This is a genomic window from Pseudoalteromonas sp. S3431 (assembly GCF_000690035.1).
GTDB classification, from domain to species: Bacteria; Pseudomonadota; Gammaproteobacteria; order Enterobacterales; family Alteromonadaceae; genus Pseudoalteromonas; species Pseudoalteromonas fuliginea.
The window spans coordinates 63703-83243 of the sequence record NZ_JJNY01000005.1 but is presented as its reverse complement, the minus strand read 5'-3'; the positions used below and the strand labels follow the sequence as shown (position 1 = coordinate 83243).

The 19541-nt window shown below is 37.1% G+C and carries 14 protein-coding genes; 7 read left to right on the top strand and 7 right to left on the bottom strand.

The window, feature by feature from the left end; genetic code table 11:
- Positions 1 to 265: 265 nt before the first annotated feature.
- The 5 genes from DO88_RS16505 to DO88_RS16525 all read right to left on the bottom strand — a co-directional run bounded on the left by DO88_RS16505 (position 266) and on the right by DO88_RS16525 (position 6604).
- A complete protein-coding gene (locus tag DO88_RS16505; RefSeq protein WP_050482414.1) occupies positions 266 to 3187 on the bottom strand; it encodes a TonB-dependent receptor in 2922 nt (973 codons plus the stop codon).
- A 292-nt stretch (positions 3188 to 3479) separates the two neighbouring features.
- The gene (locus DO88_RS16510) at positions 3480 to 4322 is read right to left on the bottom strand and encodes an SDR family oxidoreductase (RefSeq protein ID WP_033037935.1); all 843 of its coding nucleotides are present in this window, start codon (positions 4320 to 4322) and stop codon (positions 3480 to 3482) included.
- A gap of 19 nt (positions 4323 to 4341) precedes the next feature.
- The gene (locus tag DO88_RS16515; RefSeq protein WP_033037933.1) at positions 4342 to 5250 is read right to left on the bottom strand and encodes a helix-turn-helix domain-containing protein; all 909 of its coding nucleotides are present in this window, start codon (positions 5248 to 5250) and stop codon (positions 4342 to 4344) included.
- Positions 5251 to 5442: 192 nt separating this feature from the next.
- Complete coding sequence (locus tag DO88_RS16520; protein ID WP_033037931.1) at positions 5443 to 6141, bottom strand: metallophosphoesterase; 699 nt, start codon at positions 6139 to 6141, stop codon at positions 5443 to 5445.
- 214 nt (positions 6142 to 6355) lie between these two features.
- Complete coding sequence (locus DO88_RS16525; RefSeq protein WP_033037930.1) at positions 6356 to 6604, bottom strand: YfhL family 4Fe-4S dicluster ferredoxin; 249 nt, start codon at positions 6602 to 6604, stop codon at positions 6356 to 6358.
- A gap of 554 nt (positions 6605 to 7158) precedes the next feature.
- On the opposite strand from DO88_RS16525, the gene DO88_RS16530 reads away from it, so the two are divergent.
- From DO88_RS16530 to DO88_RS16540, 3 genes are all read left to right on the top strand, one after another.
- Entirely contained in the window at positions 7159 to 7686 is a 528-nt protein-coding gene (locus DO88_RS16530) for an RNA polymerase sigma factor (RefSeq protein ID WP_198022393.1), read from the top strand.
- A 64-nt stretch (positions 7687 to 7750) separates the two neighbouring features.
- Positions 7751 to 8728 carry a FecR family protein gene (locus DO88_RS16535; protein ID WP_033037928.1) on the top strand — a complete coding sequence of 326 codons (978 nt, stop codon included), beginning with the start codon at positions 7751 to 7753 and terminating at the stop codon, positions 8726 to 8728.
- A gap of 41 nt (positions 8729 to 8769) precedes the next feature.
- A complete protein-coding gene (locus tag DO88_RS16540; RefSeq protein ID WP_033037927.1) occupies positions 8770 to 11625 on the top strand; it encodes a TonB-dependent receptor in 2856 nt (951 codons plus the stop codon).
- On the opposite strand, the gene DO88_RS0118150 is transcribed toward DO88_RS16540, so the two are convergent.
- Positions 11622 to 13409 (bottom strand): metallophosphoesterase family protein, encoded by a 1788-nt coding sequence (locus DO88_RS0118150; RefSeq protein ID WP_232224771.1) that lies wholly within the window; start codon positions 13407 to 13409, stop codon positions 11622 to 11624. The two genes, DO88_RS16540 and DO88_RS0118150, sit on opposite strands and share 4 nt — an antisense overlap.
- 180 nt (positions 13410 to 13589) lie before the next feature.
- On the opposite strand from DO88_RS0118150, the gene DO88_RS16545 reads away from it, so the two are divergent.
- From DO88_RS16545 to DO88_RS19025, 4 genes are all read left to right on the top strand, one after another.
- Positions 13590 to 14651 (top strand): Ca2+-dependent phosphoinositide-specific phospholipase C, encoded by a 1062-nt coding sequence (locus tag DO88_RS16545; protein ID WP_033037926.1) that lies wholly within the window; start codon positions 13590 to 13592, stop codon positions 14649 to 14651.
- Positions 14652 to 14672: 21 nt separating this feature from the next.
- A complete protein-coding gene (locus tag DO88_RS16550) occupies positions 14673 to 17396 on the top strand; it encodes a TonB-dependent receptor (protein ID WP_033037925.1) in 2724 nt (907 codons plus the stop codon).
- A gap of 334 nt (positions 17397 to 17730) precedes the next feature.
- Entirely contained in the window at positions 17731 to 18105 is a 375-nt protein-coding gene (locus DO88_RS19030; protein ID WP_232224770.1) for a LysR family transcriptional regulator, read from the top strand.
- On the top strand, positions 18062 to 18601 hold the full coding sequence (locus tag DO88_RS19025; protein ID WP_232224769.1) for a substrate binding domain-containing protein: 540 nt from the start codon (positions 18062 to 18064) through the stop codon (positions 18599 to 18601). Before DO88_RS19030 ends, DO88_RS19025 begins: the two co-directional genes overlap by 44 nt.
- 44 nt (positions 18602 to 18645) lie before the next feature.
- On the opposite strand, the gene DO88_RS16555 is transcribed toward DO88_RS19025, so the two are convergent.
- Positions 18646 to 19518 (bottom strand): DMT family transporter, encoded by an 873-nt coding sequence (locus tag DO88_RS16555; protein ID WP_033037924.1) that lies wholly within the window; start codon positions 19516 to 19518, stop codon positions 18646 to 18648.
- Between the last annotated feature and the right edge of the window lie 23 nt (positions 19519 to 19541).

The window sequence follows — 19541 nt, the reverse complement described above, 5'->3', positions numbered from 1 at the left end:
GTAGTTCGTGCCTCGCTATGCTTCGTCCGCTGCGCGTCGCCATATCCCGTCTCAGTGGGGTCGCATTATAGGGAGTACAGATTTTTACGCAAGCGTTTTATTGACAAAACTTTAAATAAAGCACTGTTCGCTGAGAATTTGAGCTAAACGCATTAAAAACACAACATAACTAGCACTTTATTAACATTTAACGCCTATTAAAGTGTTTGTTATGGCCTGCGCTATCAAAAAATACTGTCTACAGACCAGCTATTAAGTCATTTAGCTAAAAGCTATAGTTAAAGCCCGCGTAAAAACGACGACCTGAGTAGCTAGTATTGAGTAATCGCGCATCGGTGTCATTTCCTAAACGCGTTACTGATTCAGATTTAGTTAAATTAATAACCGCTGCGGTAAGGCTAAGCCCGTCGTATAAATTTACAGATGCATTTACATCGATTTGTTCGTAAGGGTCTTGGTATACATTTAATCCGCTATTTAAACCGAGTACTGTTTCGCCGCGCTTATTATAAGAAGCACGTACATTAAAATAACCTCCTTCATAATAAACAGAGGTGTTGTACTGATACTTTGCACTACCTATTAAGGCCGACTGACCAAATTCTTCACCATTAATTGTTACATCTGCTTTATTGGTTTTGTTATAAGTGTAATTTGCGTAAAAGCCAAAACCACTATCAAAGGCATGCTGAATAAATACTTCCGCGCCTTTTGATACTGCATCGGTGCCATTACCTACAGTGCTGTAAGGGGCTATATTAATAGTCCCTGCATCCACTATATTATTTTTACCAGCAAAGTTTTGCTCTACGTCGATCACCAGTGGCACAACAAAGTTATCTACTTTCTTATGAAAAAGTGCCAACCCAACAGCAGAACCTTCGCCATAATAATACTCAATAGATAAATCAGCTTGAACTGATTCAAATGGTTTCAAGTTTTTATTTCCACCACTACCGCTAAAACCAGGAAGTTCGTTAAATGCGGCTCTATCTTCTGCCCATTCACCTGATACATAGGTAATGCGCTGCTGCGCACCTAAATCACTATAGTCAGGACGAGATATTACTTTAGCTATTGCCCCACGAATAACTAAATCGTCGGTTGCATCCCACGCTATATTAAAGCTTGGCAAAACTTGAGTGTCTTTGTTTTGCTGAGTGACTAATTGATAGTCTTCTACAAAACGAGCGTCACCTGTTACTGGCTCACCTGTTTCATCATTTGTGTGATCTAATTGGTAGGTATATAAGTCAGTAGATGAAGTAAGTGTTTTTGTTTGCACAACACGCACGCCCAAATTACCTCTGACTTCACTAAATTCAAAATCACCTTGTATATAAAAAGCCGATATTTTTTCTTCTATATCGTAAACAAAATTATCTTCAATGCGTGTATAAGGTACATAACTAGCAGTGACCATATCGCGGTATTTATTCCAGTCGATACTTGGCATTTGGTTTATATCAAAACCACCTGCAATATTATTCTCACTAGTAAATACATTTTGAGCTAATGGCATTCCACCATTCCATTGGTAACTATCAAAACGGGTAATACCTTGCTCACTTGCTTCCCCTGCAGCAATATCAAAATTTGGATCTAAAAAGAATGTGTTGCCGGTTTCACGGTGAAGAGTTGAGTTGCGGTATTTAACACCGGTTCTAATTGTTTCTAAAAAGCCCCAATCAACATAAAAATCCACATCAGCTTGGTAGTAATCTTCTTCTAGCTCACTGCGTACAAAGCTTGAGTTTGAAGAGCCCGCATCACGACCGCCTCCAACTCCATTTTGTAAATTAACTAATGTGTTAGGGTCGATATTAAGTGACACATTATTTTGATTGAGTGACCAGCCTGCCGTTTGAGCTGCGTTTTGAATAGTGGCTGCGTTTTCGCCCGCGTTAGAACTTTTATACGCCGCTTCCCAGCTTTCTTCTGGGCCGCCCTCTGATTGTGTATTACCAATTACAAAGCGCGCTTTAAAATTATCACCTTCATAGGTTAAATTAAAATCAAAGGTATCAGAGGTAGATTCTTCTCGTACGTAGCTGCCACGCATCCACGGAAATTGCATATCATTTTCGACACCACTTACCATTGCATCGTATTGCATACCAGTAACAATAGTGCCCGACTCATCAAGATTTACATCCATCAAAAAATCAGGATTTAAAGACCACTCTGGTATATCAATCACAGATTCTGTTCTGTCTTGCCCAAGTGTAAAACCAAAATAATTAAAGCCAAGCTCTAAACGATTTGTTGGTCGCCACTGTGAACTAAATTGAATCCCTTCGCGCTCACGTTTTTCGTTAAGAACAGAACCTCGAACAACTTGCGGAAACCAAACGCCATCGTAACTGTTGCCGTTTGCATCATTAATAGTATCCCAACCGTTATTGTTATCAACTGTATTACCATGTATATCTGTTGCTTGCCCAGTGCCAGTATAGCGCCATACATTAGCATCAGTACCGCCCGAAAGCGTTCTGTTTGTCCGTTCCTGATAGGTATAGCCAACTAATACACCAAAGTTTTCGTTGTCGTTTTTCCATGAATATAAACCCGTAAACTGCGGCTCATACTCTTTTGTAACATCAGCGTAAGTACTCTCGACATTAAATACACCCGAGTTTGCATCCATATTTAAAGGTTTTCGGCTGTGCATTAATACAGTGCCACCAACCCCACCTTCATCTAAGCGTGCCTCTGGCGATTTATAAACTTCGACACTTTCAATCATTGAAGACGGTAACAAAGCATAATCAAACGAACGCGAAGGCTCCCCCGGAGAAGATGCTATAAAATTACCATTAAGCTGTGTAAAGGTAAGTTCTGACGATAAACCACGAATACTGACAGATGAACCTTCCCCGCCATCACGCTCAATTACCACACCGGGTACACGCTGAAGTGAGTCGGCAACGTTTTTATCAGGGAACTTTCCAATGTCTTCAGCGGTAATTGCATCAACTACAGATCCCGACATACGTTTTACATCTAAGTTTTCGGCCATACTTGAACGGATACCACGTACTTCTATTACTTCCATATCTTTTGCGTGCTGCGAGTTTTCTTGCGCTGCAAAAGCACACGTAGAACCCAAAGCAGAAAAAATTGATACATAAAGTGACGACTTACAAAACGTTGAAAAAGGGAAAGGGTATATGCTTGCTACTATCATGTGAGAGGCTGTTCCATTTAAATCTGCTTATATAAAACCTAAAGCGAGAAGTTAGTCCTTTTACGTAAATTATTTACGAAATGGCAAAAATTGTTCCCAATTCTACACAGCCAAACTTAACCGTTTGTTAATCATCAATATTAAAACTAAATAAACGTCTCATATAACTGTATTGATACCTATTGGATGAAACTTAAAATCCAACCCACACATCAAAACCACTCTTAATTAACAAGCTAAGAGAGGCTTTGTTGAATTTAAATATTTATAGCTTAAAAACAAATTATTCAAATCACCATGAAATCACTTTTTGCTGCTGAAGTTTACCAGTAGGATCTGCTTGCGTTTTAAGTTCACAGAACTCATTTGCCCAAATTGATGTACGCGCTCTTATTGGTGGCTCTTCACTATTTACACATTCCATAACCACATTAGCTACTTCGTCTACTGTTTGAAATACGTCAGCAGAGCGACCTTGAGCACTCGCAATGTACTGCTCTAATATTGGTTTATATTCATCATCTACAATGCCACCAGTTTGCTGAAACTGTGCTAACGCATTATTTGCAAATTCAGAGCTAATACCACCAGGCTCTACATTGGTAAAATTGATATTAAATGCTGGTGTTATATAAGTTGCTACCGATTCAACATAACCTTCAAGTGCGAACTTAGCTGCGCAGTAAATTTCATTAAAAGGTTGACCGACAAGACCGCCTACTGACGATATATTCACAATATGCCCTTGGCGTGCTTTACGCATATGCGGCAAAACAGCTTTTGTACAGCGTACCACTCCTAAAAAGTTTACATCCATTACCCATTGAATGTCTTGCTCTGTAGTTTGTTCGGTTGTTCTTATATACCCTGCCCCTGCATTATTTACGAGTAAATCTATTTGTCCTTGTTCATCTATAACGTCAGTAATACATTGCTCAATACTTAGTGTATTTTGCACATCTAAATGCTTTATTTCAGCTTGCACATTCGCGTTTTGAAGAGCGACTTCAAGTGCACCTTTTTTATCTAAATTACGCATAGTTGCCACAACAAAATAACCTTGTTGTGCTAGTTTTACGACAATGCTAATACCTAAACCAGTCGATGTACCGGTTACAATTGCTACTTTTTTCATCTTGTTTCCTGCTACTAAGTTAGTGCTGACTAGCACGGTACTGTGAGGGCGTTAGACCTACTTTGTTTTTAAATAATCGGGCAAAGTATTGCGGGTACGCGAAACCTAATGCATAAGCAATACTTGCAACAGAGTCGCTACTTTCTAATAAGCTATTTTTTGCTTTATTAATTAAATGATTATGAATGACTTGCTGTGCGGTTTGTCCGGTTTCTATTTTTAATGCATCTGTTAAATAGCGACTAGTCATATTTAGTGAGTCAGCAAGGGTATTAACACTCGGAATTTCATTGCTGTTATTGAGCACTAATAGCTCATCAAATTTTTCCAAAAACGAATCAACAATTGCGCTATGGGATTCTTTTCGCAATAAAAACTGTCGACGATAAAACCGTTCTGCATAGTTAAGCAAAACATTGATGTGTGCTAAAAGAATGTCACGGCTAAATTCGTCGTAGCTGAGCTTTGATTCGCTTTCTATATTCGCAATTACATTGGCAATTAAACGTTGCTCTTTTGGCGAAAGATGAAGTGCTTCATTAACGGCATAACCAAAAAAAGAAGCCTTTTTGAGTGCAGTACTTAGTGCATGGCCACGAATAAAATCCTCATGAAATACAATTGTTTTCCCTTGAGACTCAACAGTTACACCATTGCTATAAAATGTTTGCTGTGGAGAAAAAAACAATAATGTACCGCTACTACAATCATATTTAGTTTGCCCATATACAATCTCTCCTGCAGTCACCTTTTTTAGAGAAATAGCATAAAAATCGGTGCTAATAACACTTTGAGTATTTAAACATGCTTGGTAATTGTTTTGTGATGAACTGTCTGTTGTTGAAATGGCAAAAAGCGGATGCTCCGGCGCAGGTTTTCCAAGCGCGCTGTAAAAATCTGTGATATTACTAAAATGTACTTTATTCATAGGCCATCTCACTTTGGTTGCTGATAAATAGTTTATAGGCTTGATAAAATAATTACAGTGCACAAATCATCATAAAGTGTATACAAAAAAACGAAGGGGATAATTAGATGTGGTAGTCAGCAGTTTATACTTTAAAAAGCAAAACTGCCGGATGATATTTGAAAGAAGTAACAATTGCTAAATAGCGCTTGGTTAATCAAGCGTAGCAATAACCTCTGAAAGCTCTAAGAGTGTAGGCTTTCCACCATAATAATTGGTATCTATGTGATAGCTATTACCCACCCAAAAAGGCGCTTTAGTTGAGTTATGTCCATGTATTGAAAAGTCGACTCCATGACTTTTAACTACTTTATTTTGTTTAACTACTTCGCGATCCCACAATAAAGATTGCACGATTAGCGATTTATCATCAGGGTAATTTTCCCAATCCCACGATTGTGCAAATGTATGAGACAACCCAATTTTACAACCACGATACTCAAGTACTATTGAAAGCGGTTTAGTTAGTAACTCATCGCACATAACACTGAGCTTTTCACTTGATACAGACTTATGCCAATTACCACCATTGTCAGTCCATAATTTAAAAGCTGCTTCATCATTACTTAATAATGATTCCAACATTAAATGCTCATGATTACCTAATATCATACATGCCCTAATGGCTTGTAAGTATGTAAATAAGTCATATGTTTTATCTCCGCGATCAACAAAATCGCCTAGGCAAAACAAAGTGTCTCTTTCAGGGTCAAAATTTACGTTATTAAGTGCGTTTTTTAAGGCCGGTAAACCACCATCAAGATCGCCAATTACAAATACTCGGCACTCATCATTAATAAATATGGCTTGTTTTGAAGATACAGCCTGAATAGCGTTAATACCTATATCCAAAATAGACTCCTATAGAATGCAATCTAAAACTTAGATTAATACTTGAGTTTATAAAGCCTTAAGGTAACACAATAAAGTTGATAATTAATGAAGGTAATAAGATTTGATTGAAACTAAAAATGCATGACAGAGGACCTTAGCTACAACCTAAATAAGTAATGTAAGTAGTGTTTTCAGCCTAAATTAAAAGCTGCTTAGCAAAATACCTGACGAGTTATTTGCCAGTTAACCGCACAAATTTTTCTGCTAGTTCATCCAAGGTTTCACGCTTATTAGGATCGGGCTTTATGCAGTCAATAGGGCAAACACTTACGCAAGTAGGTTTATCGTAATGCCCTACACACTCTGTACATTTGTTTGCATCTATTTGGTATATTTTAGCGCCCATATAAATAGCCCCATTAGGGCATTCCGGATCGCACATATCGCAGTTAATGCATTTACTATTTATGAGTAGAGCCACTATTTAGCCTTTCCAATTAAAGTCTATATAAAGCATATAGATAAAATAAAAATAGATGTAATTAGACTGATTTTAAAACAACTTTAGTTTAATAAAAAACCTTTATTTTTTAGGTGTAAATTACAGCCGCGAATTATGCCTATTTTTCTATGTTGCTTTGTTGATCTTAATCAATAGAAATAGCCGCACTTTTACTAAGTTTGATATTATTATTTTAGCTTTCCTAAGTCATTTGTTTAAATTAATATAAAATTAGCTGACCTGCCCAAAAGCGCTTTGGCCCTCTACTTATATGCTAATCCCGTCAAAATAACATTCAAATAAGGATAACAAGTGAATGTAGTACCTCCAAAAATTGAGCTTTTTCAAAGTGTTATTTGCGCAAATACTCTATGCCTAAAATTAAACCCTATTTAAAACGTTAAGATGATCTCAATGATACTTTATTCTTAGTGTCATCACTTCAATTTACTTAATCGCTATCAACCTGGCTGTAATCAATTGGTCATATTATTCACTTAGTATTTATTTAAAATAAAATTCTAGACTGAGTAATGAAGACTTTTAAAAGCCCCCTGCCATCGAATTTAAATATTTTTTCTGAACAAAGCGATGTAAAAAACGTTATCAGCCATATTCGTAAATTCATTAGTCGTCGAACCAATAATACAGATGACGTAGACGATCTTGTGCAAGAAGCTCTACTAAGAACATTAAATAGAAATGACACATTAGAAATTGAAAACTTTCAGGCGTATATAAATCAAGTCACAAAGTCTGTTATGTATAGTGATTGGCAAAAAAATAAAAGCCAACCAAATAATGCAGAAGATATTGAGCTTTTTACAAATGATAATAGCGATCCAGAAGCGCAGTCTATTACAGAGCAAAAGCTCGAGCTTGTTAAAAGTGCGTTGGAAGAGTTACCACCTTTAAGAAGAAAAGTATTTAAGCTTCGACGTATTGACGGATTAAGTCGCGAAGAAATTAGTCTGCAGTTAAATATGAGCCAAGAATCTGTAAAAAAACATATTACACGCGCAATGATACAAATAACGCTTCACATAGAAAAAAATCAATAAAAATGTCCCCTTTATTACACTTTTACGCTCTTTATATTTAATCAACGCAGGTTAGGTTTTTTTAATGAATGAACAACGCTTAGAACAGGCAGCAGATTGGGTAGATCGGATTAATGATTTAAATGATCATGACCGTGAAGAGCTATCGCTTTGGTTAAAATGCACAGAAAATAAGAATGCATTTGAAAAAATAGCTAATGTATTTGGCGATCCTGCTGTTAAACAGGCTTTACACATTTACACTAAACAATATAGTTTACCGACTCCAATAATTGCGCCTAATGCAAAACGTTCTAGGACTTTCCCTATGCTCGCCTTAGCAGCTAGTTTTAGCGCTATTGCTTTTGCAGTGTACTGGCTTGCTATATCTCAACAGGTATTTACACCAACACCGATTGCAAAAACCGCAGTTAAACCTAACCTGCCTCAGCTTTTAGAAGCGCATTTAGGTGAACGCGTATCGCAGTTATTAAATGACGGTTCATATTTGCACTTAAATGCAGATAGTGAGTTAACTGCGCACTTGCTACCACACTCAAGGCAAATCGAATTAAAAAAAGGACAGGTTTTTTTTGATGTAGCCAAAGATAAAACACGGCCATTTATAATAAATTCAGGACAAGCAAGCATTAAAGTACTGGGTACTTCTTTTGATGTAGAACGCAATAAAAATGAAGTAGTGGTAACTGTGTACGAAGGCAAAGTAGAAGTGTCGGCTTTAGATAAAGTGATATTAACTCCCTCTCAACAAGCTATTATAAAAAATGGCCATATAACTGTAGATTATAGCCAGCAGTTAGCACAGCTCCCTGCTTGGCGAATGGGTTGGATTGATGCAGAAAAAGAACCTCTAACCAGTGTTATTAAACAATTGCAGCGTTACAGCCCTATGGTAATTAAAGTAGATAACACACTAAATAATACACTAATTAGCGGACGATTTAATCTCGAAACGCCACAACAAAGCCTTATGCTCATTGCATCAACTTATAACTGGAAAGTAGATAAGAAGAACAACGTACTTCATTTAACGCTACCTTAAATGAGTAAAAAATACGACTGTATTACTTTGATTAAACGATTATGCTAAAACAGGTACGTACATTAAATAAAAGTATTTTAGTGTACTTTTTTATCGGTGCTAGTTGTTTAACAACGCTGCCTAGTGCGGCAAAAAATATAAATACCTTTATTTATATACCAGCGGGTTCTCTCAGCGATAGTTTAAGAGAGGTAGCAAATGCATATGCAGTCTCTTTTAGTAGTAACCCTTCATTTATCAACGACAAAACTACGTCCACCTTAGTGGGCGATCATACACTTGCTCAAGCACTCGATTTTTTATTAAGAAGCAGCGAGTTAACATATAAAATTCAAGACAAGGGTTTTGTTATTTTTCAAAAAAAAATAACAACCAATAACGAAATACTTGAAGAAATAACAGTAAAGGGTATTCGCTATTCATTAGCTAGCTCACGAAATTTAAAACACAATAATAAAACGATTAGTGAAGCAATTTCAGCACAAGATATTACCGATATTCCCAATACTAACTTGGCCGAGGCCTTACAGTATATTCCTGGTGTAGCAATTACTCGCGAAGCAGGCGAAGGTCGCCAAGTTTCAATACGAGGTAACTATCCTGATTTTAGCTTGGTGACACTCAACGGCATGCCTGTGTTAGCAAATAATGATTCACCTATGGATAGCCGAGTACAAAAACAGCGCGATCGTTCTTTCGATTTCAATATTTTACCTGCCGAACTTTTTAAACAAATCCATGTAATTAAAGCATATTCCGCCGATAAAATTGCAGGTGGAATATCTGGAACAATGGCATTACAAACTATAAACCCTTTAGATAATGAGGGGTTTAAATTTATTATTACCCCAGAAATTGGCTACAACGACTATGTGGGTACAGGCGCAAAACGCTATTCAAGCTTAATTTCTAACACGTGGAATAATTGGGGGGTACTTGCAAGCGTTGCATACACAACCAGAGAGTCGTTAGAGCAAGGTGCTAATACATTTCGCTGGCGTAATATCGCGATAGAAGGGGCAGACCTATCGGCTTTAACCCAATCACAAGCACTGCATTTGACTCAAGGCGATTATATAGTTCCTCGCGGTAATCGGTACTCGGTATGGCAAGCTACACAACAGCGATTTGGGGCAAATCTATCTGTAGAGTATAAAAATGAAACCACCCATTTTGATTTTGATATGCTCTCAGGGTTTTTAAAAGGGGATAGGCATGAATATCATTTATACCCTAGAGGGGAGCAGTCTACGCCTATAATTAAAGGGCTAACAACAGTTACAGACATTCAAGCGAATGGAAATAATGAGCTAGTGTATGCACGTTACGAAAATGCACGAGTCGCAACCGAAAGTAGAACCCAAGAAATAAATACGGCATATCAGCAAGGTGTGCTATCACTTACGCAACAAGTGAATAAAAATTGGAAAGTAAGCGCCATATTAGGAAAAGAACAATCAAAGTATGACATTCCTTACAGCAATAAGATTTATACCCAAGGCATAAGTGACGTTACGATTGATTATCGTAAAACTCCATTTTATGCAGATATTAACTACAGTGAGAGTTTAGAAAATCCTACAATGTGGCAAATGCATCATGGTGATATAGAACTATACAATTCAAATAGTGAATACACCTTCGCAAAATTAGATTTTCAATATGACATTAATAGTTTAATAACCCTTCAATTTGGAGCTGATTGGACTCTATTTGAAAATAAAATGTATAACGCACAGCAAAACGATATTTTTTTTAATGAATTAACTAATACACCACAACAATTAACTGACCTTCCTGCGTCGTATGTTTCACCGCAAAATGCACATAAAAGCCTACAATGGTTAAAAATAAACACCAATGAAGCACTTAAACTTTATGACATCGACCCATTTAATATACAAAACAATAGCTCATCAATTACCACTGAAGCTGAGCATATACAAGAATATAGCAGAGGAGCCTATACTTTAATAAGCACAGAGCAGGCACAATGGGAAACTCATATAGGTTTGCGTTACCAAGCAGAATCCATAACATCTCACACTCAAGCCCCTTACTCTCCTATTTCATATAGCCTTTGGCTTCCAACTTTCAATGGATCATATTTTATAAACGATAAGTGGCGATTACGTGTAGGACTTTCTAAAAACTATTCAAAACCATTACTGAACTCACTAAGTTTTGATGGTTCAAACGATACCCCAAATAATACAAAATATACATTTAACTCAAGTCTAAAACCTTACTTATCTTATAATACCGATATTTCCTTAGAAGCAGATTTTAGTAGTCGTAGTACGTTTAATATATCACTCTTTTATAAAGATTTAGATGATTACATAGTTACAACGCAAGTCCCTTTATCAAAAACTTCAGAGCCTACAACCCCCGATATAAACAACCTTTGGCTAAGTAATGCAGAATCAGCTTATCAGTGGGGAGCGGAAATAAGTTTAAATTATTTAATACATAATTCTGACTGGGGTATCAACCTACAAACAACTTACAATAAAGGCAAAGTCACGTATTACGACTCAAATAATGGCTCAGCTTTATTTAAAAAAAACCTACCTTTTTTATCTAAAATAACCGCCTCAAGTATGATCTTTTACGATCACCCTAAGTTCAATTTTAAACTAGGCGCTATTTTTAGAGATAAATATTTAGTTCGGGCAGGCAGTCTTTTGCTCGATGAAAACGAAACGGGGTTTATGCCAACTGTTTATTGGGATGCAAACATAAATTATTATTTTTCTAATCATTGGAAACTTAAATTTAGCGCATTTAATCTCAGCAATGAACAAGAGCGACAATACAGTAACTCAACACTAAGAGCCTACAACTCAACCACAAGTGGTCGCACTTATTACTTGGGGTTGAGTTATCACTATTAGATAATCTCCCCTGTTTTTAGATCAACGCTAAAATTCTCACCTTGGGTATACTTACTAAATTTTGCCATTATTTTTATTAACAAAGCCAAGTACTGCTGTGTTTGCGTATCTGTTTTACATGTCGATTTAGCTAAAAACTCATTTAGCTGTTGATAAGTAATACGCTTTTGAGGCGTTATATCTGCAGTTACATCGCCATTTCTTAATAAATAAAAATCTTGAAGCCATTCTTTTGTTGATACAGCTTTAAGTTGAATTAGCAAATTAGACGAGACTTTATTTAAACACTGCATATCTGTAAACCAATCTGCTAAATAGTGATTATCGTTTAGCCATGCCACTAAATTTTTTGGCCAATCGCGTTTTAAAAAACGCTGACTAATAAGTCCAAATAAATGCTGTTTAGTAAAATCACCATAACTTTCTGAGTTCAAAATAGTTCGGTCAAAATTACTAAGATTATGTTGTTCACGATACAGCCATTCCTCTTCATATAAACCAAATAAATCATTGAAACCAGGAACATCGTCTAATGTATGAGTACTTACCAATGCGGTGTGCTTAGCTAAGTTTAGCTCTGCAATCTTATATGCAGCTTTATAAGCAGCTAAACTTGGCACTTGTACATTAACTAACTGAGAGTCTCGATTACTTGTTACCAGCGCAGTATCATTTAGATGCATATGTCCTGCAAAATGTAGTGTTAATCCTGTATCTGCAAGTATTTGTGTTGTACGGGGTGTAGGCACTCTAGGTAGGGAAAAATGGCCACGACTAAACACTTTATGTAATTCATCATTCGCATTATCGTAAAACTCTCCCATTGGAAAGTGGCTAAATGCGATCAGTGTTTTGTTTTGCTCTTTTGACCTTTCTACAACCGTTTTTATCCACTTTAACAGTAAAGGCTTTGCATCAATTAAAGCATTATAGCCGGCACTAGACGACCCCTTAAAAGTGAGTGGCGAATTTTGCCATTGTGGTGCATACACATTGGCATCTATTGCCATTAACCAAACACCTTTTATGGGCTCAACTAAGTAGCTCGCATCTGGCATTGTTATACAATGATTAACATCATTAGGGTCACACCATATAAACTCTCGGTTTTTATAAGGTGTTTCATGTAGCACATCACTTTTATGTTTGCTAAATCCAAAGTCACTGAGTGTGCTTAATATTTCAGTGTATCCCCAGTTTTTTAAACCATCATCACATACAGACTGCTTAGTCATACACTTTTCATGTTGATAACTATACACGCCAAACTCTTTACCTTGAGCCGTTAAGAAGTCAGCTTTACCTGCCTGTGTTGTAAATGGCTTTACAGGATCATGATTGCCTGGAATCGCAAAAAAACGCATCCCATATGTTTTTTCATAATGGCCTAAAATACGTGCCAGAGCCCTTACATTAATGGGTTGGCCGTCATCAGTAAAATCGCCAGGTAAAACGACTAGCTTAATTTCTTTTTCTACTAGCTCATCTAATACATGTAAAAAAACAAAATAATTTTCATTGAAAAGTCGCGTTGAGTGAAGCTGCGCATACATACTTCGCACTAGTAATGGTTGCTTTGACCCTACATCCTTTGGTAAGTCTATATTGTCTGTATTATGTAAATTAGCAAAAATATCATGTAGATGAATATCAGCTAAAAATGCAACTTTAACCGTCTCCACCTTCACTGCACTTTTAACCTCGTAGTACGAGGTAGCACTCACTTTAAATGTAATACATAACCCAATCCATAGTGCTAACCATAGTGCTTTGACTCTAATCATGATGGCTTTATCCAGTTTTCACTCAACTTATTATTTAGAGCGCGGTAATGGATAAAAGGGGACATAAAATTTTATAAACATGCTTTTCAATTATGAAGCTTTTATTAAATCCATATTTTTGTGTCCCCTAATTTATAAATGCTCGCTCTTAGATAGCAAACTCAACAATTGAGACGTGGTATGCCACTTTTTATTTTTATTATTTTTGCAGGTTATGTAACTAGCATTAACGCTATGCCATTAAATACCTTTCAAATGATTGGCTCACATAACAGCTATAAAAAAACATTAAACGTAGGCGTTAAAAATAAATTAAACACTCTAAATCCTAAACTAATGGCCCGTATTGATTACGGTCACTCTCCCATTATTAAACAGTTAAATAGCGGTGTTCGCCATTTAGAAATTGACGTTTTAAAAGACCCTAATGGTGACTTATACATAAAACCTTGGGCTAATACTTTTGCAACGACTCCTTTATTTAATGAGTTAGAAAAAAAGCAATTAGCTACCCCTGGATTTAAAGTAATGCACATTCCTGATATTGATGTGCAAAGCCATTGTGTATTGCTTAGTGGATGTTTGAATACACTCAAAACATGGTCAGAGGCAAACCCGCAGCACTTTCCTATTGTTGTAATGCTCAATGTAAAAGAAACGCGATCAGATGTAGTGCTGGGGAATAATCCACTTAAGTTTACACCGAACGATTATTATTTACTCGATGAAGTAATTCAAAAATCGTTACCTAACTCATTATTCACGCCCGATAACTTACGTAAAATACCGTTATCTTTAAACCAAACAGTCGTTAGGTTTGGGTGGCCAAGTACACGTGCCTTGGCTGGTAAGTTCATATTCTTATTTGATGGCAATGCACAGCAATCGGCACTTTATAAACAAAATAGGCCTTCGTTAAAAGGGGCAAGCATGTTTGCCAATTATGATGAAAACCAGCCCGAAGCTGCTTTTATGATTGTAAACAACCCTACACGCGACTTTTATAAAATTCAGCAACTTGTACTTAAAGGTTACATGGTGCGCACCCGCGCAGATGCAACCTTAAGTGCAACCAATTCTCAGCGAACAATCCAATTTAATGCCGCGGAAAATAGCGGCGCACAAGTAATTTCAACAGACTTTATACCAGGCTCGCCACAACAGGCACACTTTAACTATGTTGTGCAATTTGATGACGGTCATTTAGTACGCACGAACCCTTTTATTAATAATCAACTTTAAATTAAAAACCAAGGAAGCATCATGTTAAACAAACCATCACGTACGCTTTTAGCAACGGCTATAATGAGCTCATTAGGCGCGTCTAATTATGTGTATGCAGAACAATCAGCTCAAACAGAAGTAGAAGAAATTGTTGTACAGGGTTATCGCAACAGTTTGTTAAAAGCGAAAGATTTAAAACGAAACTCTGTGGGCGCACAAGACTCTATTGTCGCTGAAGATATTGCTGATTTTCCGGATCTAAACCTAGCTGACTCACTACAACGAGTGCCTGGCATTGCGATTACCCGAGAAGGTGGCGAAGGCCGACAAATATCATTACGAGGTTTAGGGCCAAACTTTACACAAGTACAACTTAACGGTATGGAGGCTTTGGGTACGTCTTCTTCGGCAATGGATAGCCGAGGCTCAGTCAGCAGATCACGCGCCTTTGATTTTAACATATTTGCTTCTGAGCTATTTCAGCGCGTTGACGTAAAAAAATCTTTTTCAGCCGAAATGGATGAAGGTGGTATAGGCGGAACTGTTGGGCTTCATACAGCGAAACCATTTGATTTTGATGGTTTTAATACTGCAATATCAGGTCAACTTGGTGACAATTCACAAACTGATGATGTTAGTCCACGTTTTGCAGCTCTGATCTCAGATACTTGGGATGATAAGTTTGGCGCATTATTTTCAATTGCATACAGCAAACGTGATGTAAATGAGCAAGGTTACAATACGTATCGCTGGCGCAAAAAAAATGCTTCAGGCTCTGATATCTCAAATCTTTCAGGTGAACTACAAGACAAAATAAATAACGAAGAAGTGAGCTTTTCACGCGGTAGTCGCTATTCGTTATTTGAGAATGATCAAGAACGCTTAGGTACAACACTTGCCTTGCAGTATCGCCCAAGTAATAACCTTGAATTTGGTTTTGACGCTCTATATGGTGAACTGAATAATGACCGCAGTGAATACCACTTACAAAATAGGGGCTCAAGTTCAACAGCTATTGGCTGTACTGGACCGGCTTACAATAACGAGCAAATATGCTCAAAGCTCACAACACTTGAAATAAACGAAAATAACGATGCTATTTATTCAGTATTTGAAAATGCAGCTATTCATTCAGAAAGCCGTAGCCAATATGCTGATACCCAAATAAGTCAGTTTGTATTAGATAGTGATTGGCAAATTACAGAAGATTTAAATATGACCGCCTTAGCTGGGCGTTCACAAACCAAGTTCAATACAGGCAGTGTTAAAGTTTACCTAGAGACATTTGGCGATGAAACTATTGATTATCGCAAGGATGCTTATTATGGGGAAAATACTTATGGGTTTGATCCTACCGACAGTAGTTTATTCCGCTATCACGAAATTGATATATCTAAAGAAGAAATCACCAATACATTTGACTCTATAAAATTAGATTTTAATTACACGCTTAACAATACTTCAAATATAAAGTTCGGCATCTCTAATAAAAAGTTTGAAAGTGAAAACGGTGAAACTAAATCTGATAACGTTAACCGCAGCGATTGGGGAAATGGCGTACTTAATGACACAGTCGACTCAAGCCTGACATTTACAAATGCCGCGCACAATAAACAACAATGGGTAAGTGTCGATGTACTAGGCACCCTAGCAAGTATGAACATCGCTCCTAATTTAGATGATCCTGATTTTACCGATAACGTACAAGAAAAAACTTTTGGGGCTTATTTGCAATACGAAGCTGAATGGGAGCTAGGCTCAGGTTACTTAATGGGTAATGCTGGTGTACGCCATTACGATACTAAAACCAACGCCATTGGTTTAATAAATGGAGAAGTAGTTGATGTTGAAAACACCTACTCAGGACTATTACCTGCTATAAATTTAGTTTGGGATAGTAATAACAGTTTAGTACTGCGTGCAAGCTATGGGGAAAACCTAACCCGCCCTTCGCTCGGTGCATTAGTGCCAACAGGTGTTGTACAAAATGATGCCACATCAACCAATGGCCTTAGTATCAGCTCAGGAAACCCAAACCTTAAACCTTACGAATCTGTTAACTTTGACTTTTCAGTCGAGTATTATTTTGAAAACATTGGGTACGCGGCCGTAAGTTACTTCCATAAATCTATCGATAACTTCATTATCACCGAAACATATGATATTCCATACAGCCAAACCGGATATCCTCTTAGCTTTTTAGGCGACGTAGACGAAAACGGTAATCCGCAAACAGCAAATACTGTTTTTACTGTTATTCAGCCTCAAAACTTAGATGAAAGTGATATTAGTGGCTGGGAACTCGCTTTTCAACGAGACCTAGACTTCTTACCAGCCCCATTTAATAACTTAGGTGTTATTGCTAATTATACATTTGCTGATGGTGAAGCACTGTACCGTAATGTAGGTAATTCAGGTATTGATCAATATAAATCATTCCCTGGCCTGTCAGAGCATTCGGGTAACTTTACAGTATATTACGATTCTGATTCATGGGGCGCACGCGTTGCAGCAGCTTATAGAAGTGACTATATTGCATCGGTACAAGCGGGTAACGGCGATGAAGACGAAAATGGTTTTCATGCCAGTACATATATAGATGCATCAGCCTTTTACCAGGTTAATGAAAAACTAAAGCTCACTATAGAAGCCAGTAATTTGACTAATGAACGAGAAGAGCAATATTCAGACTCTAATGATCGTTTATACAATACGACGGTAAATGGCCGTACTGTTTATTTAGGTGCAAGTTATCGCTTCTAAATTATAAAAGTGAGGCTCCACTTTTGTGTGGAGCCTCTCATTATTCTTAAGGGGCTCATCAAAAAAGACGACTTATAAATTCACTTAATTAAATAAAGCACTTGATGTAAATCTATTTTCAATGGCTTTAACCAGCATGACTTAAAACTACTTTTAATTTATTTGCTGAACAGATTGAGTTACGGTGTTTACCAGTGCCTTTATTGCAGAGTTATGAAATCAAAGTTATATAAAATTTTATTGCCTAACTTCAGTTCTTACCCCTTAATCTCTAATGAAATTTTAAAGTACCGCTGTTAATATTGCCTAAAACCTAAATAATAAAGTAGTTCTGATGGCAGCTATTTATTCTCTCGATGATTTACGTTATTTTTGCACCATAGTAAAATTAGGTAGCTTTAAAAAAGCATCAACAAGCCTTGATATGTCACTATCAACTCTAAGCCGTAGAATACGTTTATTAGAGCAGGCTCTGCAATTAACACTCCTAAATCGAGATGCCCATAGAGTTACACTTACGCATACCGGCGAGTTATATTACGACCGCTACCGCAAGTTATTCGAAGAAGTAGAGTGTATTGAGCAGGCACTTTGTGATGAAAAAGACCAACCCAAAGGGAAAATTAGGATCTCTGCACCCATTTACATGGGTAAACACTTTTTAAGTGCAATATCCCGATATTCAATTAGATTTACGCTTTTCCAATAACCTTATTGATATTGAAAAAGAAGGAATTGATATAGCGTTTAGAGTAAGAAACCCTGCTATTGATAATTGGGTTATTAGAGAACTTAAGCTTACTCATAATCTGCTATGTGTTCACCCAAATTATGATCATCAATCCATCACTCATCCGGAGCAATTAGAAGAACACCCAAAAGTTACGTGCGTTGGGTTAGTTCCGTGGCAGTTAAAAAATCAGCAAACGAGCGAAGAATACAGTTTTAATCCAAACACGCATGTCCGGCTAGAAGTTGATGAAATTCAAATGATGAAACAAGCCGTTGAGTCTGGTGTAGGCATTAGCTACATTCCTGATTATATAGCATTGCCTCTTATTGAAGCAGGAAAGCTTAAACGTATTCTTCCTGACTGGAAAAGTAACGGGCAGCCATTTTCTATACTTTATCGCGACAGAAAACAAATACCTTATCGAGTGCGATTACTGATAGACCATACACTGCAACACTTTACTAATGTGTAGCAGTGTGGGTTTTTATCATTGCAATAATTAAGCTAATTCGACGTTTAAAAACTAAGCCTAAGTACAATTACACCTAAAAATGCTGTTGCTAATCCTATCACTTCTTGGCGGGTAAACGACTCTTTTAGAATGATACGTGAGTAGAGCAAAATAATTAAAATGTTCATTCCGGAAATAGCCGAAACAAGTCCTGTGTTGCCTAGCGAGAATGCCGATATTATTGCCACCATACCTGCCACGTTTGTTAATCCAATCAGTAATCCGCACGAAAATGTTTTACTCGCAGACCAATACGTATCAGAGCTGTCTTGCGCTGCAAGTGCATTTTTACGTTTTACTAACCAACTGACAGCAAAAAGAAAGCTGCCAAACCCAAACATAGAGGTTAAAGTGGCAAACGTATCCGCCTCAAGAAGTGTTGATTGCTTACCCATTAAATCATTAAATGCAAAGGCAAGTGCAGCGAGTAATCCCCATTGCGCACCTTGTAGGTTGTTCAACGAAATATCGCTTGAATAACGAATGATATAAAGGCCACCAAAAATAATGAAAAAGCCAATTAATTGAATTGTTGTTAAGGTCTCCTGCCACAATAAAAAAGCAAATAAAAGGACAAACAGAGGCGTTAATCCAGATAAAATACTAATTAAAGACGCTTTACCAACCGAAAACCCCTTATGCAACAAACCATTAGCAGCAAAAGAGCCAAACCCTAAAGCCAGACCAACCGTAATGTCTGCCCAGCCATACCATGTGTGCTCAAACACCACTGTACCTAGCGCACTAATGACAAATCCTACAAAAAATACACCGAATAATAATAAGTTACGGTTAATTTTTTTCTGCGACGTCCATTGATACAACACTCCTCGAGCACCAAAAAAAACGGTTGCGAGTAATGCAAAAATTATCCACATACAAAAATGATTCCTTTAAAAAG